The organism is Sinomonas soli (genome assembly GCF_054782415.1).
The window spans coordinates 125813-144872 of sequence record NZ_BAAGSN010000015.1 but is presented as its reverse complement, the minus strand read 5'-3'; the positions used below and the strand labels follow the sequence as shown (position 1 = coordinate 144872).

Annotated in this window: 18 protein-coding genes; 7 read left to right on the top strand and 11 right to left on the bottom strand. The window is 74.5% G+C overall.

Translation table 11 applies throughout. The annotated features are described in order from the left end of the window. Positions 1-9: 9 nt before the first annotated feature. The 7 genes from ACYVKZ_RS14105 to ACYVKZ_RS14075 are packed head-to-tail and all read right to left on the bottom strand — an operon-like array spanning position 10 to position 6896. The gene (locus tag ACYVKZ_RS14105) at positions 10-1515 is read right to left on the bottom strand and encodes a cryptochrome/photolyase family protein (protein WP_460992872.1); all 1506 of its coding nucleotides are present in this window, start codon (positions 1513-1515) and stop codon (positions 10-12) included. Next, complete coding sequence (locus ACYVKZ_RS14100; protein WP_460992871.1) at positions 1512-2426, bottom strand: prenyltransferase; 915 nt, start codon at positions 2424-2426, stop codon at positions 1512-1514. The genes ACYVKZ_RS14105 and ACYVKZ_RS14100 overlap by 4 nt, the downstream gene beginning before the upstream one ends. After that, the gene (locus tag ACYVKZ_RS14095; protein WP_460992870.1) at positions 2423-2818 is read right to left on the bottom strand and encodes a lycopene cyclase domain-containing protein; all 396 of its coding nucleotides are present in this window, start codon (positions 2816-2818) and stop codon (positions 2423-2425) included. The genes ACYVKZ_RS14100 and ACYVKZ_RS14095 overlap by 4 nt, the downstream gene beginning before the upstream one ends. After that, entirely contained in the window at positions 2815-3150 is a 336-nt protein-coding gene (locus ACYVKZ_RS14090) for a lycopene cyclase domain-containing protein (protein ID WP_460992869.1), read from the bottom strand. Before ACYVKZ_RS14090 ends, ACYVKZ_RS14095 begins: the two co-directional genes overlap by 4 nt. Further along, positions 3138-4850, bottom strand: a complete 1713-nt coding sequence (gene crtI / locus ACYVKZ_RS14085; RefSeq protein WP_460992868.1) for a phytoene desaturase family protein — start codon at positions 4848-4850, stop codon at positions 3138-3140. The genes ACYVKZ_RS14090 and crtI overlap by 13 nt, the downstream gene beginning before the upstream one ends. Then, complete coding sequence (locus ACYVKZ_RS14080; protein ID WP_460992867.1) at positions 4847-5761, bottom strand: phytoene/squalene synthase family protein; 915 nt, start codon at positions 5759-5761, stop codon at positions 4847-4849. The genes crtI and ACYVKZ_RS14080 overlap by 4 nt, the downstream gene beginning before the upstream one ends. Before the next feature lies 1 nt (position 5762). Then, on the bottom strand, positions 5763-6896 hold the full coding sequence (locus ACYVKZ_RS14075) for a polyprenyl synthetase family protein (protein ID WP_460992866.1): 1134 nt from the start codon (positions 6894-6896) through the stop codon (positions 5763-5765). 106 nt (positions 6897-7002) lie between these two features. On the opposite strand from ACYVKZ_RS14075, the gene ACYVKZ_RS14070 reads away from it, so the two are divergent. Genes ACYVKZ_RS14070 through ACYVKZ_RS14060 form a run of 3 tightly spaced genes read left to right on the top strand, consistent with a single transcriptional unit; the run spans position 7003 to position 11710 of the window. Beyond that, positions 7003-7884 carry a tryptophan-rich sensory protein gene (locus ACYVKZ_RS14070; protein ID WP_460992865.1) on the top strand — a complete coding sequence of 294 codons (882 nt, stop codon included), beginning with the start codon at positions 7003-7005 and terminating at the stop codon, positions 7882-7884. Next, entirely contained in the window at positions 7881-9422 is a 1542-nt protein-coding gene (locus ACYVKZ_RS14065) for an SDR family oxidoreductase (RefSeq protein WP_460992864.1), read from the top strand. Before ACYVKZ_RS14070 ends, ACYVKZ_RS14065 begins: the two co-directional genes overlap by 4 nt. Then, positions 9419-11710 carry an MMPL family transporter gene (locus tag ACYVKZ_RS14060; RefSeq protein ID WP_460992863.1) on the top strand — a complete coding sequence of 764 codons (2292 nt, stop codon included), beginning with the start codon at positions 9419-9421 and terminating at the stop codon, positions 11708-11710. Before ACYVKZ_RS14065 ends, ACYVKZ_RS14060 begins: the two co-directional genes overlap by 4 nt. A 222-nt stretch (positions 11711-11932) precedes the next feature. On the opposite strand, the gene mgrA is transcribed toward ACYVKZ_RS14060, so the two are convergent. Further along, positions 11933-12964: an L-glyceraldehyde 3-phosphate reductase gene (gene mgrA, locus ACYVKZ_RS14055; RefSeq protein ID WP_460992862.1), complete on the bottom strand. Its 1032-nt coding sequence runs from the start codon at positions 12962-12964 to the stop codon at positions 11933-11935. A gap of 150 nt (positions 12965-13114) precedes the next feature. On the opposite strand from mgrA, the gene ACYVKZ_RS14050 reads away from it, so the two are divergent. Further along, positions 13115-13900, top strand: coding sequence for a COG4705 family protein (locus ACYVKZ_RS14050; protein WP_460992861.1), 786 nt, complete (start codon positions 13115-13117; stop codon positions 13898-13900). A gap of 6 nt (positions 13901-13906) precedes the next feature. Here ACYVKZ_RS14050 and ACYVKZ_RS14045 read toward each other — a convergent pair whose 3' ends face one another. Then, on the bottom strand, positions 13907-15679 hold the full coding sequence (locus ACYVKZ_RS14045; protein ID WP_460992860.1) for a glycoside hydrolase family 15 protein: 1773 nt from the start codon (positions 15677-15679) through the stop codon (positions 13907-13909). Between the two features lie 168 nt (positions 15680-15847). Between ACYVKZ_RS14045 and ACYVKZ_RS14040 the strand changes: the two genes are divergently transcribed. The 3 genes from ACYVKZ_RS14040 (at position 15848) to ACYVKZ_RS14030 (ending at position 18205) form a co-directional block, all read left to right on the top strand. Then, entirely contained in the window at positions 15848-16804 is a 957-nt protein-coding gene (locus ACYVKZ_RS14040; RefSeq protein WP_460992859.1) for an aldose 1-epimerase family protein, read from the top strand. Positions 16805-16874: 70 nt separating this feature from the next. Beyond that, complete coding sequence (locus ACYVKZ_RS14035; protein WP_460992858.1) at positions 16875-17891, top strand: SDR family oxidoreductase; 1017 nt, start codon at positions 16875-16877, stop codon at positions 17889-17891. Continuing rightward, entirely contained in the window at positions 17888-18205 is a 318-nt protein-coding gene (locus ACYVKZ_RS14030) for a hypothetical protein (RefSeq protein WP_460992857.1), read from the top strand. The genes ACYVKZ_RS14035 and ACYVKZ_RS14030 overlap by 4 nt, the downstream gene beginning before the upstream one ends. Before the next feature lie 32 nt (positions 18206-18237). Here ACYVKZ_RS14030 and ACYVKZ_RS14025 read toward each other — a convergent pair whose 3' ends face one another. Further along, entirely contained in the window at positions 18238-18723 is a 486-nt protein-coding gene (locus tag ACYVKZ_RS14025; protein WP_460992856.1) for a MarR family transcriptional regulator, read from the bottom strand. A 56-nt stretch (positions 18724-18779) separates the two neighbouring features. Next, positions 18780-19058, bottom strand: coding sequence for a muconolactone Delta-isomerase (catC, locus tag ACYVKZ_RS14020; protein WP_460992855.1), 279 nt, complete (start codon positions 19056-19058; stop codon positions 18780-18782). Positions 19059-19060: the final 2 nt, after the last annotated feature.

The window sequence follows — 19060 nt, the reverse complement described above, 5'->3', positions numbered from 1 at the left end:
GCGGACATTCTAGGCCCGCCGCCGTCCCTGGCCGCGGCCCTGCAACTCGCTGAGCGAGCGGTAGGCCTCGAGCGCCTCGGCCCGGCTCTCGCCCAGGTCCACGCACTCGTCGGGGTACTCGTCGGTGCCGAGCTCCGGGATCCAGGCCCTCGCGTAGGCGCCGTGCGGATCGAACTTCTTCTGCTGGGTGCGCGGGTTGAAGATGCGGAAGAACGGGGCGGCGTCCGCGCCCGAGCCCGCGACCCACTGCCAGTTGAAGGGGTTGGAGGCCGGGTCCGCGTCCACGAGGGTGTCCCAGAACCACCGCTCGCCGAGGCGCCAGTGGATGCCGAGGTTCTTCACCAGCAGGCTCGCGGAGACCATCCGGACGCGGTTGTGCATCCAGCCGGTGGCCCACAGCTCGCGCTGGCCCGCGTCGACCATCGGGAATCCGGTGCGCCCGCGCCGCCACGCGTCGAGCAGCCGGTTCGCCTCCCGGTCGCCGAGCACGACGGCGGGCGGGACCCCGTGCGCGCGGCCGCGCCCGGCGTCGTGCGCGCCGCCCTTCCCCGCGTGCGGGAGCCACCAGGGGTACGCGTCGAACTCGCGGCGGAGGTTCTCCGAGGCGAGGTCGGCGTGGTGGTAGAGGGTGTGCCAGGCGAACTCGCGCCAGCCGAGCTCGGAGGCGAACACGGCGCTGCCCTCGGGGGCGGCGCGGCGGCGGTCGGCCACGGCGTGCCAGACCTGGAACGGGCTCACGTGGCCCCAGCGCAGGTACGGCGAGAGGCGGCTCGTGCCGGCGCGGTCGGGCAGGTCCCGTTCGTCGGGGTACAGCGCCACGGCCGTGTCCGCAGTGTCCGGCCCCACGAAGTCCTTCAGGAGGGCCAGCCCGGCCTCCTCCCCCGGGGTCCAGGCCTCGGCGAGCGGCCCGGACCAGTCCGGGTCCCGGGGCAGGAGCGCCCACGCGTCCAGGCCGTCGCCGGCGGGGAGGTGCTCGGGCGCCCCGCGCTGGGGGAGCGGGATGGGCAGCGGGTGGCGGTGGTCCCGGCCGGAGAGCTCCTTCCAGAACGGGGTGAAGACCTTGTAGCCGGTGCCCTGCTGGGTCAGGACGTCCCACGGCTCGTGCAGGAGGGAGGCCTGGAAGCTCTCCGCCTCCCGCCCCGCGCGCCGCAGGATCGACTTCACCGCGGTGTCGGCGCGGCGCTCGGGGCCACCGTAGCGGCGGTTCCAGGCCACATAGCCGGCCCGGGCCTGCGCGGCGACGTCGGGCACAACGGCGGCCGCCGTGCCCCGGCGCAGCACGAGCGGCACCCCGAGGCGCCCGAGCGAGCCGCGCAGGTCCTCGAGGGCGTGGTGGAGCCACCACCGCGCGGCCCCGCCGAGCGGACGGATCCCGGGCGACTCCTCGTCGAGGACGTACAGGGCCACGGTGGGGCCGTGGGCGAGTGCCGCGCGCAGGGCCGGGTTGTCGCGGACGCGCAGGTCGTCGCGGAACCAGACCAGGGCAGCGGTGGGGGCGGTGTCGGTGGAGGTCATGCGTGCATCCAGACGGAGATGATGAGGAGGGTGACGGCGAAGCCGGTGAGGTAGTTGAGCCAGAGGAAGCGGCGCCAGCCGGCCCGCGTGGCCCCGGCCGTCGCGTCGGTGACGGACCAGAACGCGCCGGAGCTGGCGGCGTACGGGAGGGCGAGCACGGGGGCGAGCCGCACGAGGCCCTCCGTCCAGGCGGTGAGGGCGAGCAGCAGCACGCCCGCGGCGAGGTAGGCGAGGACGGCGAGCCGCACCGTGGCGCGGGCGCCGAACAGGGTGGCGATCGAGCCGATGCCGGCCTCGCGATCCGGACCGATGTCCTGCACGGCGCCGAACGCGTGGCTCGCCATGCCCCAGAGGAAGAACGCCGCGAGGACGGCCACCGCGGTCGGGGAGGCGCCGCCGCCGGCGAGGGCCAGGCCGTACACGGCAGGGGAGACGAAGTGGGTGCTGGAGGTGATGGAGTCCAGGACGGGGCGCTCCTTGAAGCGCAGGCGGGGGACGCTGTAGGCGGCGACGGCGAACAGCGAGACCGCGAGGACCGCCCAGCTCGCCGGCGGCCCTCCCGCCACCAGGGCCAGGACGAACGGCACGCACGCCCCCCACGCGGCCACGAGCGCCGCCCGGTGCATCGGCGGCGGGAGCACGGCGCCCTCGGCCCCGCCCTTGCGCGGGTTGAGGACGTCCGAGGCGTAGTCGAAGACGTCGTTCGTGCCGTACATCGCGAGGTTGTACGGCACGAGGAAGAACAGCGTGCCGACCACGAGCCGCCAGTCCACCCCGCCGCCGGCGAGCAGGTACGCGGCCGCGAACGGGTAGGCGGTGTTGACCCACGAGAGCGGGCGGGAGGAGACGAGCAGGGCCGCGGGGAGGGAGTGGCGGGCCCGGCTCGCCGGGGCGGCGGAGGCGGCGGTCATGGGCGCTCCTCGGTTCTCAGGGTGTGCGCCCCCGGCGCACGACGGCGGTCTTCCGGACTGCGGCGTTCGTCCGCACCGGCGCTGCGGATCGCCTGCCCGGCCGTGAAGGCGCGCCATAGGAGGGGCACGAGGACGGCGCCGGCGACCGGGTAGGCGAAGTCCTCGATCGGCGCGGCGCCGAGGAACAGGCCCGTGAGCGCCGAGGGGGCGTACGCGTACAGGCCGAGGAGGATGAGCACGTTGTCGAACGCGGCGGTGAGCACGAGCAGCACCGCGCCGCCGGCGAGGATCGCCGCCCAGCTGCCCAGCCGGCGGCGTGCGCGGCGGAGCAGCAGCGCGGCGAGCGCCGCGGCCAGGGCGAGGAAGGCGAGGTCGACCACGAGGTAGCTCACGGGCGCACCCCCGGCCGGCGGGCCGCGCGGGCGGCGAGGGCGTGCTCGGCTCCGGTGTACAGGGCGAGGGCCGTGTAGCAGAAGAATGCGAGGAAGAGGGGCTCCTCGAGGGGCAGCTGCGGAGCGAGCATGATCCCGGTCATGAGCGGCGAGCCCGGGTGGAGGAAGATGCCGGCCGCGATCCCGGCCGCGTCCCAGGCGAGGAAGAAGAGGGTGCCCGCCGCGACCGTGAGGGCGGCGGCGCGGGGGGCGCGCCAGAAGGCGAGCCGGAAGCGGGCATCCAGGGTCGCCACGCCGGCGGCCGAGACGAGGAGGGCGATCAGGTAGGCCACGGGGCCTCCTCCCGGTCGCGCAGGGTGCGCAGGTCGCGCAGGGTGCCCGGGGCAGGGCCCGCGGCGGCCTCGACGGGACCGCGCACCGGGACGAGCGCCGGGCCCACGGGGCCGGGCCGCCGCTCGCCGCGCACGCGCTTGAGCACGAGCTCGGCGCTGATGAGGCACATCGGGACGCCGATGCCGGGGCGGACCGAGGCGCCGGCATAGAGCAGCCCGGCCACGCGCCGGCTCGCGTTGGGCGGCCGGAAGAAAGCGCTCTGCCCGAGGGTGTGGGCGAGCCCGAGGGCGCCACCGCGCCACGCGTTGACGTCCTGGGCGAAGTCCGCGGGGCCGAGGGTGCGGCGCACCGCGATCCTCTCGGCCAGGTCCGGGATCCCGGCCCAGCCGGCAATCTGCCGGACCGCGCCGTCCGCGATCGCCTCGACCTGCGGCGAGCCCGCCCCGTCCACGCCGCCGCGGCCCCATGCGGGGGCGGCGGCGGTGGGCACGAGGACGAACAGGCTCTCGTCGCCGGCCGGGGACACGCCGGGGTCGGTGGCGCTGGTGCGGGAGACGTACAGGGAGGTCGTGGCGGCGGGGGCGCGGCCCTCGCCGATCCGGGCGAAGCCGTCCTGCCAGTCGCGCGAGAAGAACAGGCTGTGGTGGGCCAGCTCGGGCAGCGCCCCGCGGACGCCCAGGCACGCGAGCACAGCCCCCGGGCCCGGATCGCGCCGGGCCCAGGCGGACTCGGGCTGGCTGCGCAGCGCCGGTGGAAGGAGCTCCGTCTCGAGGTGGTGCAGGTCCGCGGCGCCGACCACCACGGAGGCGCCGGCGCGGTGCTGGCGCCCGTCGGCGTCGCTCCAGATCACGCCCTCGACCCGGGCCCCGCCGGGGGCCGGGCCGGTGACGATGCTCTCGGCCCGCGCGCCCGTGCGAATCTGCACGCCGGCGGCGCGGGCCAACCGCTCCATCGCGTCCACGAGGGCCGCGAATCCTCCCTCGGGGTACAGGACCCCCTGAGTGAGGTCGAGGTGGCTCATGAGCTCGTAGAGGGCGGGGGCCCGATAGGGGGTGGTGCCGAGGAACACGGCCGGGTAGCCGAGGATCTGGCGCTCCCTAGGGTCCGTGAACCGCCGGGCCACGCGCCCGTGCAGGGTCTGGCCGAGGAGGGCCGCCAGGCGCGGGAGGCGCCGGAGGACCTCGCTGTGGGCGAGCCCGCGGAGGGAGGCGAAGTCGTCGTAGAGGAAGTGCGCCAGCGCCACGGCGTAGGCGTCCTCGGCCTCCTCGAGGTACCGGGTCAGGGCTCCCCCGGAGCCGGGATCCAGGGACTCGAACAGGGCGGCGGCCGCTTCCCGCCCGGCCGGCACGTCCACCGGGCGCTGCTCGCCCTCGAAGAACACGCGGTAGCCGGGGTCGAGGCGGTGCAGGCGCAGCTCGGCGGGGGCGCTGGAGCCCATGAGGCGGAACCAGTGGTCGATCACCTCGGGCATGAGGTACCACGAGGGGCCTGTGTCGAAGAGGAAGCCGTCCGCCTCCCAGCGGCCGGCGCGGCCGCCCAGGGCGGGCTGCTGCTCGAGGAGCTGGACCGCGTGGCCGTCCCTGGCGAGCAGGCCCGCGGTCGCGAGGCCGGAGATCCCGCCGCCGATCACCACCACGGTGCTGGGCTGCCGGGGCCGGCCCGGAATCCTCGCGGGGCGCTGGCGCTGGGGGCGGTTCACGCCGCCCTCCCCTCGGCCGCCGCCGGGGAGCCGCCGGCGTCGTGCGCGAACGCGGGGCCCGTCCCCGCCACCGCGGCGGCGGCGAGGCGCAGCTTGACGTGCCCGGGGACGCGGACCCGGGTGGTGAACAGCACCGGGGCCGGGCACGCGTCGATGCGGTCGGCGAGCTCGGAGAAGAGCGAGTGGGCGAGGGCCACGGCGCGCCGCGGGCCGGGCGGGAGCATGCGCAGCCCCGGGAGGGCGGCGTCGAGGTCGCCGCGCAGGTCCGCCACGAGGGCGTGCTTCTGCTGCTCGGTCAGGCGCCGCGGGTCCACGCCGGGGAAGTAGGCGCGGCCGAGCTCCTCGCCGTCCTGCCCGAGGTCGCGCAGGAAGTTGACCTTCTGGAATGCCGCCCCGAGGCAGCGGGCCGAGTGCTCCATCGCGGCCCGGTCGGCGGGGAGCACGGCCAGCCCGGCGAGGAACACGCGCAGGCACATGAGGCCCACCACCTCGGCCGAGCCGTAGATGTAGGCGCCGAGGGAGTCCGCGGAGTGGGCGTGCGGGTCGCAGTCGCGGCGCATCGAGGCGAAGAAGGGGGCCACGAGGTCGCCCCCGATCCCTGCGCGCCGCGCGGTCTGGGCGAACGCATGGACCACTGGGTTGGTGCTGTAGCCGAGCTCGAGGGCCAGGGTCGCCTCCTCCTCGAGCCGGTCGAGCTGGGCCAGGACCTGGGGGCCGGTGAGCCCGGCTTCGGCGGCGGCCCCGTCCACGGCCTCGTCGGCGATCCGCACGAGGGCGTAGACGTTCTCGATGTCCTCCCGCTGCCCGGCGCCGAGGAGCCGGCAGGCGAGCCCGAACGAGGTCGAGTAGCGGCGGATCACCACGGCGGCGCCGGCCACGGCGGCGGCGGTGTACGCCTCGAGGGGCCCCATCTCAGCGCTCCCGGTGGAGGACGTGGTTGCAGATCCGGGTCAGCTCGGACCGCAGCGCCGGGGGCAGGTCCCCGCGGCGGGCCTCCTCGAGCGCGTCGGTGACCATCGAGTGGGCGAGGGTCAGCGCGTAGGACTCGGCACCGCTGGCCTCGAGGGCCGCCCGGACGCGGTCGACGTCGGCCTCCTCGCCGGGCGAGGCGGTGCCGGGGGCCAGGTGGCGGGCCACGTCGGGGTGGCTGCTCGCGTAGGCGGTGAGGACGGTCAGCTTGCCCTCGCGCAGGTCCGAGGTGACCGACTTGCCGGTCTGGCCGGCGTCGCCGAAGGTGCCGAGGACGTCGTCGATGACCTGGTACGCGGTGCCCACGAGCATGCCGACCCGGGCCACGTCCTCGGCGCGGTCGGCCGGTGCGCCGGCGAGGATGGCACCGAGGCGCAGCGGGGCCGCGAAGGAGTAGGCGGCCGTCTTGAGCTGCTCCATGGCGAGGACGTCCTCGACGGTGCGCCCGGCATCGTGCGCCATGAGCACGTCGTCGAGCTCCCCCGCCGCCGCGTCCGTCACGGCGGAGTGCAGCACATCCGCGATCCGCGGGGCCAGCTCCTCGTCGCGGCAGGCCCGGTCCGCGAGGCGGAAGGCCCCGGCGAGGAGGAGGTCGCCGGCGATCACGGCGATGGAGGCGCCGAGGTGGCGGGCCTCGGCGTCGGGCAGGCCCCGCGCGGCCGCGTCCTCGCGGTACTGCCCGGCCAGGTTGGTGCGGCCGCGGCGCACGAAGTCGCGGTCGATCACGTCGTCGTGCACCACGAGCGCGCCGTGGAGGAGCTCGACGGCGGCCCCGAGGGTCGCGCAGGCCTCGGGATCGGTGCCGCCGAAGGCCGAGTAGGCGTGGAAGACGAGCTGGGGCCGCAGCCGCTTGCCGCCCTGCAGGCACTCCTCGATCCGCTCCCACAGGAGGGCGAGCCCGGGGGTGCCGGCGGTGCCGCGGGAGGCGCCCACCCAGGTCTCGAGGACCCGCTCGGTGGCCGGCCCCACCTCGTCCCAGGTGAGCCGGCGGCCAGGCTCCTGGGGCTCGGCGGCCTCGGCGGCGCGGGCCCTGGGGGTGGGAAGCGTGAGACCGGGGGTCGTGGTCGCGGATCGCATGGGTCCTCCTCTGGGGGCCGTTCCCAGCCCGTCCTCTCGACTTCTTGATGTCTCGATTAACTACAAATATGATTGTCTAGGATCGTTCGGATGTAAAGGGGGAGCGATGCACCAGCAGGAACACACCGCCCACGGGGCCCGGCCCAGTCCGGTGGCCGCCGCAGCCCTCACGGCCGCGTCCGCCGTCGCGGCGATCGTCCTGGCGGCCTGGGGCTCCGGCGCGTTCGGCGGCACGACCGTCCAGGACGCCGCCGGCGGCTACCTCTCCGCGACAGCCACGCCCGTGGCGCCGGCAGCCGCCGCCTTCTCGATCTGGAGCCTCATCTACCTGGGCCTGCTGGCCTACGCCGTGTGGCAGTTCCTGCCCCCCGCCCTCGCCAGCGGGCGGCAGCGGGCCCTGCGCCCCTGGGCGGCCGCGTCCATGCTGCTCAACGCGGCGTGGCTCTGGGCGGCCCAGCTCGGCTCGCCCTCCGTCGCGCTGCCGACCACGCTCGCGGTCATGCTCGCCCTCCTCGCCGTGCTGTGCCGCATGCTCGTGCTCCACCTCAGCACCCCGGCGGGCTCCTTCCTAGAGGCCACGGTCTCCGACGGCACCTTCGGCCTGTACCTCGGGTGGATCTGCGTGGCCACGGTCGCCAACGCCGCGGCCCTCGTGGCCGCCCTGCTCGGCATCGCCCCCGGCGAGGCCCGGCCCGCCCTGCCCGGCGGGACCAGCGCGGCGGCGGTGGCCATCGTCGTCCTCGCCGTGGCCGTCGCCGTCGGCGTGGCCCTGGCCCTGCGCGGCCGGATCTCGCCCCTGCTCTCCTTCGCGTGGGGCCTCGCCTGGATCGCCGTGGGGCGGCTCACCGGCCCCCTCGCGATGCCCGAGGTGGGCGGCACCGCGGCGGTCGCGGCCGCCGTCGTGCTCGCCGTGGCGATCGCCGCACGCCTCAGGGCCGGGCGCCCCGGCCGCACTCCCACCCGCCGTTCCAAGGAGCCCCCCGCATGAGCCGCGTCATCGCCGTCACCGGCGCCACCGGATACATCGGGGGCCGCCTCGTCCCCCGCCTGCTCGCCGCCGGCAACCGCGTCCGCGTGCTGACACGGGACGCCTCCAAGCTCCGCGACGTGCCCTGGGGGCACGACGTCGAGGTGGTCACCGGGAGCCTCGACGACCCCCGGGCGGCCGCCGAGCTGTGCGCCGGGGCCGAGGTCGCCTACTACCTCGTGCACTCGATGGGCAGCCACGCCGACGCGGACTTCCCTGCCCGCGAGCGCGCGTGCGCCGAGACGCTGGGCACGGCCGCCCGGGAGGCCGGGGTGCGGCGGATCGTCTACCTCAGCGGCCTCAACCCCGGCACCCGGCTCAGCCGCCACCTCGCCTCCCGCACCGAGGTGGGCCGGATCCTCCTGGAATCCGGGGTGCCCACCGCAGTGCTGCAGGCCGGGCTCGTGATCGGCTCCGGCTCGGCGAGCTTCGAGATGGTCCGCCACCTCACAGACGTGCTGCCCGTCATGCCGGCCCCGCGCTGGGTGCTCAACCGGGTCCAGCCGATCGCCGTCCGGGACGCCCTGCACTACCTCGAGGCCGCCGCGGACCTCCCCTCCGACGTGAACCAGCCCTTCGACATCGGCGGCCCGGACGTGCTCACCTATGCGGACATGATGCGGGGGTACGCGAAGGCCGCGGGCCTGCGGCCGCCCGTGATCCTCGCCCTGCCGGTGCTCACACCGTGGCTCGCGGCCCAGTGGGTCAACCTCGTGACCCCGATCCCGCGAGCCCTCGCGATCCCGCTCGTCGAGTCGCTGCAGAACGACTGCGTGGTCCGGGAGCACACCATCGACGCCTACGTCCGCCGCCCCGAGGGCGGCCTCACGTCCTACCAGCGTGCGGTGGAGCTCGCACTCGGGAAGATCGCCAAGGGCGAGGTCGAGACCACCTGGGCCAGCTCCTCGCCGCTGGACGCCCCGAGCGACCCGCTGCCCAGCGATCCGGGCTGGTCCGGCGGCACCGTCTTCACCGACGTGCGCACCGAGGCCTCCACCGCGCCGCCCGAGCGCCTCTGGGAGGTGGTCGAGGGGATCGGCGGCGAGAACGGCTGGTACTCGTTCCCCCTCGCGTGGGCCGTGCGCGGCTGGATCGACAAGGCCGTGGGCGGCGTGGGCCTGCGCCGCGGGCGCCGCAACCCGCACCGGCTCCAGCTCGGCGAGGCCCTGGACTGGTGGCGCGTCGAGGCCCTCGAGCCCGGCCGGCTCCTGCGGCTGCGCGCCGAGATGCGCGTGCCGGGCCGTGCGTGGCTCGAGATGACGGTGGAGCCCCGAGGGACCGGCAGCACCTACTCCCAGCGGGCCGTGTTCGTCCCCCACGGGCTCGCCGGGCGGCTGTACTGGTTCTCCGTGCTCCCCTTCCATGGGGTGATCTTCCGCGGCATGGCCTCGCGGATCGCCGCGGCGGCCGAGGCCGACCGCTCCGCCGGCGGCCCCGCTCCAGCCCCTGCCCCCACCGCACCCGCCGCCGCCGCGGCCCCCCGAGAGGACCATCCATGACGACGTTCCGGCGGGGCCTGCGCTGGCTCTTCCCCACCCTCCTCGTCCTCGCCTGGTTCGCCCTCAGCGGGCTCGGCGGCCCGACCTTCGGCAAGCTCTCCTCCGTCTCGAGCAACGACCAGGCGACCTTCCTCCCGGCGAGCGCCGAGTCCACGGAGGTGCGGGCCTGGCAGGAGAAGTTCACGGCGTCCACCGCGATCCCGGCGCTCGTGGTCGTGGAGAAGGACAGCCAGCTCTCCCGGGACGACCTGGCCGCCCTCGCCCCCCTCGCGGCCAAGCTCGCGTCCGTCGAGGGGGTGGCCCAGCCCACCGGTGGCGCGCCCTCGAGCGTGACCGGCCCCATCCCGTCCAAGGACGGCCGGGCGGCCGAGTTCATCGTCCCCGTCGCGGACGCAGACCAGGTCCGCGCGGTAGTCTCCGGCCTGCGGGACGTGGCCGGCACGGTGCCCGGCGGCCTTCGCGCCTACGTCACGGGCCCCGCCGGGCTCACCGCGGACCTCGTCTCGGCCTTCGGCGGGATCGACGGCATCCTGCTGCTCGTCGCCGTCGGAGCCGTCTTCGTGATCCTCGCCCTCGTCTACCGCTCCGTGGTGCTGCCCTTCGTGGTGCTGTTCTCCGCAATCGCGGCGCTGTGCGGGGCGATCCTCGCGATCTACTGGTTCGCGAAGGCCGGCTGGATCACGCTCAACGGCCAGAGCCAGGGCATCCTCTCGATCCTCGTGATCGGCGCGGCGACGGACTACGCCCTGCTCCTCGTGGCCCGCTACCGCGAGGCCCTCCACACGGTCGAATCGCGCTGGGACGCCATGCGCCGGGCCTGGCGCGCCGCGTTCGAGCCCATCCTCGCCTCCGGCGCCACCGTGATCCTGGCCCTGCTGTGCCTGCTCTTCTCCGACCTGAACTCGAACCGCAGCCTCGGGCCGATCGCCGCGCTGGGCATCGCCTTCTCGCTCCTGTCCTCGCTCACGTTCCTGCCCGCGCTGCTGGTGCTGCTGGGCCGCTCGGCCTTCTGGCCGCTGCGTCCCGCGTACGACGCCGGGCACGCGGCTCCGCGGCACGCCGCACCCGCCGCGGGGGCCGGGGCCTCGGCCGCCCGGGGCACGGCGGGCGGCCGCACGGCGGGCCGCGGCGCAGCGGGCCGAGACACGGCGGGCGACCCGTCCGGCTCGCCCGAGGGGCTCGAGGGCGTGCGCGGCCTGTGGCGGCGCGTCGGGGGGCTCATCGCCCGGCGACCCCGCACCACGTGGATCGTGGCCCTCGTGCTCCTGTGCCTCGGGGCCGCCGGGCTGCCCCAGCTCAAGGCGAACGGGGTCGAGGAGACCCAGCTCGTGCTCACCGCGACCGACTCCGTGGCCGGCCAGCAGGCCCTCGCCCGCCACTTCGACGCCGGCTCCGGCAGCCCCGTGGTGGTCGTGGCCGCCCAGGACCGGGCGGCCGAGGTGCTCAAGGAGGTCCAGGACACCCCGGGCATCAGCTCGGCCTCCGTCTATGCCGGGGCCACGGCGCCCGGTGCGCCGGGCGCGGGGGCGAGTGCCGCCGTCGTGCGCGACGGGCGGGTGCTGGTCAACGCCGTGCTCGCGAGCCAGCCCGACTCCGCCGAGGCCGAGCGGACGGTGACCGACCTGCGGTCCTCGCTCGACGCCGTCGACCCGCAGGCGCTCGTGGGCGGCGTGACCGCCATCGCGCTCGACACGAACCTCACCGCGCAGGCCGACCTGCGCAGGATCATCCCCCTCGTGCTCGGCGTGATCCTGCTCGTGCTGATCCTGCTGCTGCGCTCGCTCGTGGCACCGCTGATCCTCATCGGCTCCGTGGTGCTCTCCTACGCGGCCGCGCTCGGAGTCTCGGCGCTCGTGTTCAACCACGTGTTCGGATTCCCCGGGGCGGACGCCGCCGTGCCGCTGTTCGGGTTCGTGTTCCTCGTGGCCCTGGGCGTGGACTACAACATCTTCCTCATGACCCGGGTGCGGGAGGAGTCGCTCGCGCACGGGACCCGGCCGGGGATCCTGCGCGGGCTCTCCCTGACCGGCGGAGTGATCACGTCCGCGGGGATCGTGCTCGCGGCGACGTTCGCTGCCCTCGGGGTCATCCCCATCCTGTTCCTCGTGCAGATCGCCTTCATCGTCGCGTTCGGGGTGCTGCTGGACACCGTGGTGGTGCGGTCGCTGCTCGTGCCGGCCGTGGCCTACGACGTGGGGCGCGCGATCTGGTGGCCCTCCCGCCTGGCCCGGACGCCCTCCCCCGGGGCCCCGGCCTCCCCGGCGCCCAAGGAGCCTGCCACACGCTGAGGAGACCCGCGCCCGGCGATGAGCACCGGCGGGCCTCCCCCGCGTTGAGGGGTCATGTCCCTGCGATGCGGGGGCATGTCCCTGCGATGCGGGGGCAGGGCGAATCCGACCGACTTCAGGCGGCCGCTGTCCAGACACGCCGTCAGATATGGCCGGCACGCCGCGAGCCGGAGGCCAAAGCCGGTCGGTTCTCGACCGGCTCCGCCTCGAGCGCCGGCGGCCCTACTCGGCGGTCTGCTTGGCCCAGAGGTTCACGCCGGCGTCGACGGCGTCGCGGTCGATCGCGTTGAGCTCCTCGGCGGTCAGGGGCGGCCCGGAGAGGGCGTCGAGGTTCGTGTCGAGCTGCTCGACCGAGGACGCCCCGATCACGGCGGAGGTCACCCGGGGATCGCGCAGTGCCCACTGCAGGGCGAGCTGGGCGAGCTTCTGCCCGCGGGCGGCGGCGATGTCGTTGAGCCGGCGGACGTGGGCGAGGGTGGCCTCGTCGAGGTGTCCCTCCTGGATGGTCGAGCCCTTGCGGGCGGCCCGGGAGTCCGAGGGGATGCCGTTGAGGTAGCGGTCGGTGAGCACGCCCTGGGCGAGGGCGGTGAAGACGATGCAGCCCATGCCCTGGGTGGCCAGCTCGTCGAGGAGGTCCTCCTCGATCCAGCGGTTGAGCATCGAGTACGAGGGCTGGTGGATGAGCAGCGGGGTGCCGAGGTCGCGGGCGATCTGCGCGGCCTCCAGGGTCTTCGCCGCCGAGTAGGAGGAGATGCCCACGTAGAGGGCTCGGCCCGAGCGGACCGCGGCGTCGAGCGCCATCATGGTCTCCTCGATCGGCGTGTCCGGGTCGAACCGGTGGCTGTAGAAGATGTCCACGTAGTCGAGGCCGAGCCGCTTGAGCGACTGGTCCAGGCTCGCGAGCACGTACTTGCGGGAGCCGCCGCCCTGTCCGTAGGGGCCGGGCCACATGTCCCACCCGGCCTTGGTGGAGATGACGAGCTCGTCGCGGTACGGCGCGAAGTCGTCCTTGAGGTACCGGCCCATGTTCTCCTCGGCGCGGCCGTACGGCGGCCCGTAGTTGTTCGCGAGGTCGAAGTGGGTCACGCCCCGGTCAAACGCCCGGCGCAGGATGGCGCGCTGGGTGTCCTCGGGCCGGTCGTTGCCGAAGTTCTGCCACAGGCCCAGCGAGAGCGCCGGGAGCTTGAGCCCGCTCCTGCCGGTGAAGCGGTACTCCATGCGGTCATAGCGGTCATCGGCTGCTGTGTAGGACATAGGGTCCCCTTCGCTCGGCTGCGGTCTGCTGGACGTCCCGCGGTGCTGCCGCGGGCGTTCCGCGCCTAGCCTACGGAAGGCTGCCGCCGGACACGACCGGGACGGGGAGTTCTTAGAGATCGCTTAGACCGGAGCCCCTAGCCTCATCCCATGACACGTCCCGGATCCGGCCCGACCGCGGCCAGTCCCCGCCTGCAGCAGGCCTCCGCACTCCGGAAGGTCCCCGAGGTCACCGCCGCGTTCTGGGCGGTGAAGCTCCTGACCACCGCCTTGGGCGAGTCGGCCTCCGACGCCCTCGTGACCACCGTGGACCCGTACCTCGCGGTCGGCGGCGCCTTCCTCCTCTTCGCGGCCGCGCTGGCCCTGCAGCTGCGCATGCGCCGGTACGTCCCATGGGTGTACTGGGCGGCCGTGGCCATGGTCGCCGTCTTCGGGACCATGGCAGCGGACGTGCTCCACGTGGTCCTCGCCGTGCCCTATGCGGCCTCGACCGCCGGATTCGCCGTGGTGCTGGCGGGGATCTTCTGGCTCTGGCACCGCACCGAGGGGACGCTGTCCATCCACAGCGTGACCGCCGGCCGGTCCGAGCTGTTCTACTGGGCCGCGGTCTGCGCCACCTTCGCCCTCGGGACGGCGGCGGGAGACCTCCTCGCCTACACGGCTGGGCTCGGGTTCCTCGCTGCCGGCATCGTCTTCGCGGCCCTGTTCGCCGTTCCGCTGCTCAGCCGGCGTTCGGTGGGCCTGCCCGAGACCGCCGCGTTCTGGAGCGCCTACATCCTCACGCGTCCGCTCGGCGCCTCCTTCGCAGACTGGACCGGCAAGGGCCCGGAGGTGGGGGGCCTGGGCTGGGGGGACGGCCCGGTGGCGGCAGTGCTCCTGATCCTCATCATGTTCTTCGTCGGCGGCCTCCAGCGGCAGGCCACCACGACGCCGTAACGGCCCTCAGGTGTTGAGGCCGCCCCACGGCGGCGGCTCGTCCGCGAGCCGGCGCGAGGCCTCGAGCATCGCGGCGTGCACGAACGCCTGCGGGAAGTTCCCGCGGAGCTGGCGCTGCTCGACGTCGTACTCCTCGGTGAACAGCCCCGACGTGCCGCACGCGGCCCGGTTGCGCTCGAAGAACCGCGCGGCATTGATGGGGTCACCGCTCTGGTGCAGCGCCATCGCGAGGTCGAACCCGCACAGGAGGAAGGCGCCTTCGGACTGGTCGAGGGGCCGCTCGTCCTGCCGGAACCGGTAGACGTAGCCGTGGCGCGCCAGGTCCTCCCGCACGGCGGCCAGCGTCGCGACGGACCGGGGGTCCTGGGGGGCGAGCGCGCCGCGCAGCACCGGCCGGAGGAGTGCGGCGTCGACCCTCTCGTCGTGGGGGGCGCGCTGCCAGCGGCCGCTGGGGTGGAGGCAGTCCTTCGTGACGTCCGCGATGAGCTCGTCGGCCTGGGAGGTCCAGCGGGAGCCCTGCCGGGCGGGGGCATGCCGGCCAATGGCCCGCAGGCCCGCGGCGCAGATCAGGCGGGAGTGCGCCCAGCGCGCGGGCTCCAGCTCCCAGATCCCGGCATCGGGCTCGTCGTGCCGCTGCGCGATCGCCTCCACCGCGATCTCCGCGGCCTTCCACTGGTCCAGGTCGAGACGGTCGTGGTCGGCCGCGGTGGCGAACAGCAGGAGGGCCTCCCCGAACGCGTCGAGCTGGAACTGGTCGTTGACCCAGTTCCCGGCCTTGCCGGAGCCGCCCGGGTAGCCCGGAAGGCCGACGTCGTGCTCGTCCGGCACGCGGCCGCCGTCGACCGTGTAGGCCGGGCGCATCTGCGCCCCGTCCTCCTGGAGCCTCGCGGCGACGAAGGCCACGGCGTCGTCCAGGAGGGGGAACTCCTTGCACGAGGCGACCGCGATCCCGGTGAAGCACTGGTCCCGGATCCACGCGTAGCGGTAGTCGTAGTTCCGCCGCTGCTCTGCGCGCTCGGGCAGGCCCATGGTGGCCGCGGCGACCATCGCGCCCCCCGCCCCGGTGAGGCCGCGGAGCACCGCGTAGGACTGCCGTGCGTCGTCGGACGCGATGGTGTTCTCGAACTGGGGAATCTCCTTGTGCCAGCCGTACTCGGTGGCGCTCCACGTCTCGTCCGGGCGCACCGGCTCGGCAGGGAGTTCGGCGTCGGAGACCTCCAGGACGAGGTCGTGCCGGCCCCCCTCCTCCAGCCGCACCGTGAACTCGAGCCCGCCGTCCACCGCCTTCGCCCCGGCCGCGCCCGTCAGCCGGATCTGCAGCGGACCCGTGCGGGCGCTCCACACCCCCTCGGAGTCCTCGCGCAGCCGGGACATCCGGTGCCGGCCGAAGCCCGCCCGCGGAGCGACCACCACGCGCAGTTCGGCGGGCCCCTCCACGGCCCTGATCCGGCGCAGGATGATGGCCCGGTGCGGGTCGCCGGGGTAGGCGAGGGCCTCGCGGCACTCGACGATCCCGCCGGGCGTGATCCAGCGGCTGACCCAGATCAGGGTCCCGTCCTCGTAGCGGCCGCCCCAGACGAACCGGGGGTCGGTGGGGGTCACGGCGAAGCTGCCGGAACCGCCGATCATGGAGGAGAAGACGGCATCATCGTGCCACTGCGGCGCGCACATCCAGACGATGTCGCCACGCGGCCCGAGCAGCGCCGCACGCTCCCCGTCGGCCAGCATCGCGTACTCGCGCAGGACATGGGGCGGGAACTCCTCGACGCTGCCAACCATGGCAGCAGGCTAGGGCAATCGTTGCGTTGACGCAATAATTTTCACCCCGAGGCGCCCTCGGAAGGCGCGACGGTGTTTCGCCGTGGACCATTGCGGGTACGCAACCGTTGCGAACGGACCGAGCGGTGCTCCATCACGGGAGCATCCCGAACGGAAGGGAGCGGCAGCATGGACGCAGGAGAAGGCACCCCCGCCGCCCAGGAGGCTGTGCCGCCCTCGGGGCGACAGTTCACCCTGGCGTTCGCAGGGCAGACCGCCCTGGTCACCGAGGTCGGCGGCGCCCTGCGCCGCTACACGGTGGACGGCCACGACGTCCTGGACGGCTACGACGAGGACGAGATGTGCACCGGCGCCCGCGGCCAGTCCCTCATCCCGTGGCCCAACCGCATCCGCCACGGGCGCTACGACTGGCACGGCCGCACCGAACAGCTGGACCTCAGCGAGCCCGCGAAGGGCGGCGCGATCCACGGGCTGACCCGCTGGGCGAACTGGGAGGTCGAGCAGCAGTCGGAGAGCTACCTGAGCCTCGTCCACACCCAGCACGCCTGCCAGGGATGGCCCTGGGTCCTCTCGTGCCGCCTCGAGTACCGGCTCGACGCCTCGGGCCTCTCCGTCCGCACCACCGCGGTGAACCGCAGCAGCACGCCGTGCCCCTTCGGCACGGGCGCCCACCCCTATCTCACCGTCGGCACGCGCGTCATCGACGGGGCGCACGCCCAGGTACCCGGCAGCGTGTACCTCCCGGTCGACGCCGAGGGCATCCCCACCGGGCACGAGCCGGTGGAGGGCACCCAGTACGACCTGCGCAGCCCGCAGCCCCTCGGCACCCGGCAGATCGACGTGACCTACACCGATCTCGCGCGCGACGACGACGGCCGGGCGCGCGTCCGGCTCGCCCACCCCGACGGCTCGCCCGCGATCGCCCTGTGGGCTGACGAGGCCTACCCCTACTTCGAGATCTTCACCGGGGACAGCCTGCCCCAGGAGGATCGGCGCCGCACCGGCCTGGGCGTCGAACCCATGACCTGCGCCCCGGACGCCTTCAATTCCGGCGAGGGGCTCCTCACCCTGGAGCCCGGGGAATCCCACACCGCCACTTGGGGGATCGAACCGCACACGAGCTGACGGGACGCCCGCGCCAGCGCGGACAGACGCCAGCACCGACAGAACCGCCAGAACCGAAGGAGAGGTCCAGATGGGAACAGCACGCCGCATCGTCGTCGTCACCGGGGCGAGCGGAGGGATCGGCCGCGCGTCGGCGATCGCCTTCGGGAAGGCGGGCGACGCCGTCGCCCTCCTCGCGCGCGGCGACGCGGGCCTCGCCGCGGCCGCCGCAGACGTCGAGGCCGCCGGCGGGACGGCCCTGCCGATCCGCGTGGATGTCGCGGACCACGAGGCCCTCGACGCAGCCGCCGAGCGGGTCGAGAAGGAGCTCGGTCCGATCGACGTGTGGGTCAACGTCGCGTTCACCTCGGTCTTCTCGCCGTTCCACGAGATCGAGCCGGAGGAGTACAAGCGCGTCACCGAGGTCAGCTACCTCGGCTTCGTCTACGGCACGATGTCCGCCCTGAAGCGGATGCGGCCCCGCAACCGGGGGACGATCGTGCAGGTCGGCTCGGCGCTGGCCTACCGCGGCATCCCGCTCCAGACGGCCTACTGCGGCGCCAAGCACGCCATCCAGGGCTTCAACGAGTCCCTCCGCACCGAGCTGCTCCACGAGCACAGCGGCATCCATACCACCATGGTCCAGATGCCGGCGGTGAACACGCCCCAGTTCTCGTGGGTGCTCTCGCGCCTGCCGAACCACGCCCAGCCGGTGCCGCCCATCTACCAGCCGGAGGTCGCGGCCCGCGGAGTGTTCCACGCGGCCGCGCATCCGGAGCGGCGGGAGTACTGGGTGGGCGGAAGCACCGCTGCCACGCTCATCGCCAATGCCGTGGCGCCGGGGATCCTGGACCGCTATCTGGCCAAGACCGGCTTCAAGGCCCAGCAGACCTCGGACCCGCGGGACCCGGACCAGCCGGTGAACCTCTGGGAGCCCGCCGACTCCGAGCGCGACTTCGGCGCGCACGGCGTGTTCGACGCCGAGTCCTCCCCGCGCAGCTTCCAGCTCGTCGCGTCGCAGCACCATGGGGCGGTGGCGGCCGCGGCCGGGGTGGTCCTGGCCGGGGCGGCCGCGGCGGTCGGCGCACTGGTGCGGAGGTCCCGGTGAGGCCCCTCGAGACGGTCCGGGCGGCCTACGGGACGGTCGAGCTGGTGGCCCCGGGGGCGGTGGAGCGCCTGCTCCTGGGCCACCGGCCGGATGACCGCGCGCGCACGGTGATCCGCGTCCTCGGGGCCCGGCACCTGGTCCAGGCGCTCGTGACGGCCCGCGGGGGACGCACGCTCCACCGCCTCGGCGGCGCGGTCGACGTGATCCACGCCGTCACGATGGCGGCGCTGGCGGGCGCGGATCCGAGGCGCCGCCGCGCCGCAGCCGTCAACGCGGCGATCGCGCTGGTGTTCGCGGCGGGGGAGCTGCGCTGAAGGGCAGTCCGCGCTGACGGCGGGCGGCCTGCTCAGCCGCCGAGGCCGAGGGTGAACCTGCCGTCCTCGGTGCCGAGGCCGCCGCCGGCGTCCGCGAAGGCGGCCATCGCGGTGGCCACGGCCTCCCGGGAGCCGGCGGGCACGTTGCCGATCACGTCCGCGATGGCGCGCCGGCGGTGCTCGATCACGGTCTCCACGAGCTCGCGCCCCTTGGGGGTGAGGTCCAGCTGGAGGAACCGCCGGTCGGCGGGATCGTCCCGGCGGCTCACGAACCCCGCGACGACCAGCCGATCGCATGTGCGCGTCGCGTTCGAGGCGTGCACGCCGAGCTCGCGCGCCACGGCACCGAGGTTCTGCGGGCCGCGGAAGCCCAGGAACACGAGGACGCGCAGCTGCGGCGTGGTCACGAGGTCCTCGACCTCGACCACGGAGGTCGCAGCGACACGAAGGAGGACGTCGGCGGCCCTCATCACGGCGTCCACCTGATCGCGGCGAGTGCGGAACCCGATCTTCTCCATCGTCCCAGTATCGGCCCTGCCCTTGCGGGTGCGCAAAGCTTGCGGTGGCACAGGTTTCAGGCGATGGCGGAGGGGTGCTGGGCCAGCGGCGTCACATCGATGTCCATGTAGGGGAAGAGCGGCAGGCTCGTCAGGAGCCCGTGCAGCTCATCGTGGCTGTCCACGTCGAAGACGGAGTAGTTCGCGTACTCCCCCGCGACGCGCCAGAGGTGCGGCCAGCGCCCCTCGCGCTGGAGGGACTGCGAGTAGGCCTTCTCACGGGCCTTGATCTCCTCCGCCTCGGCGGGCGGCATGTCCGCGGGCAGGCGGACGTCCATGCGGACCAGGTACAGCACCA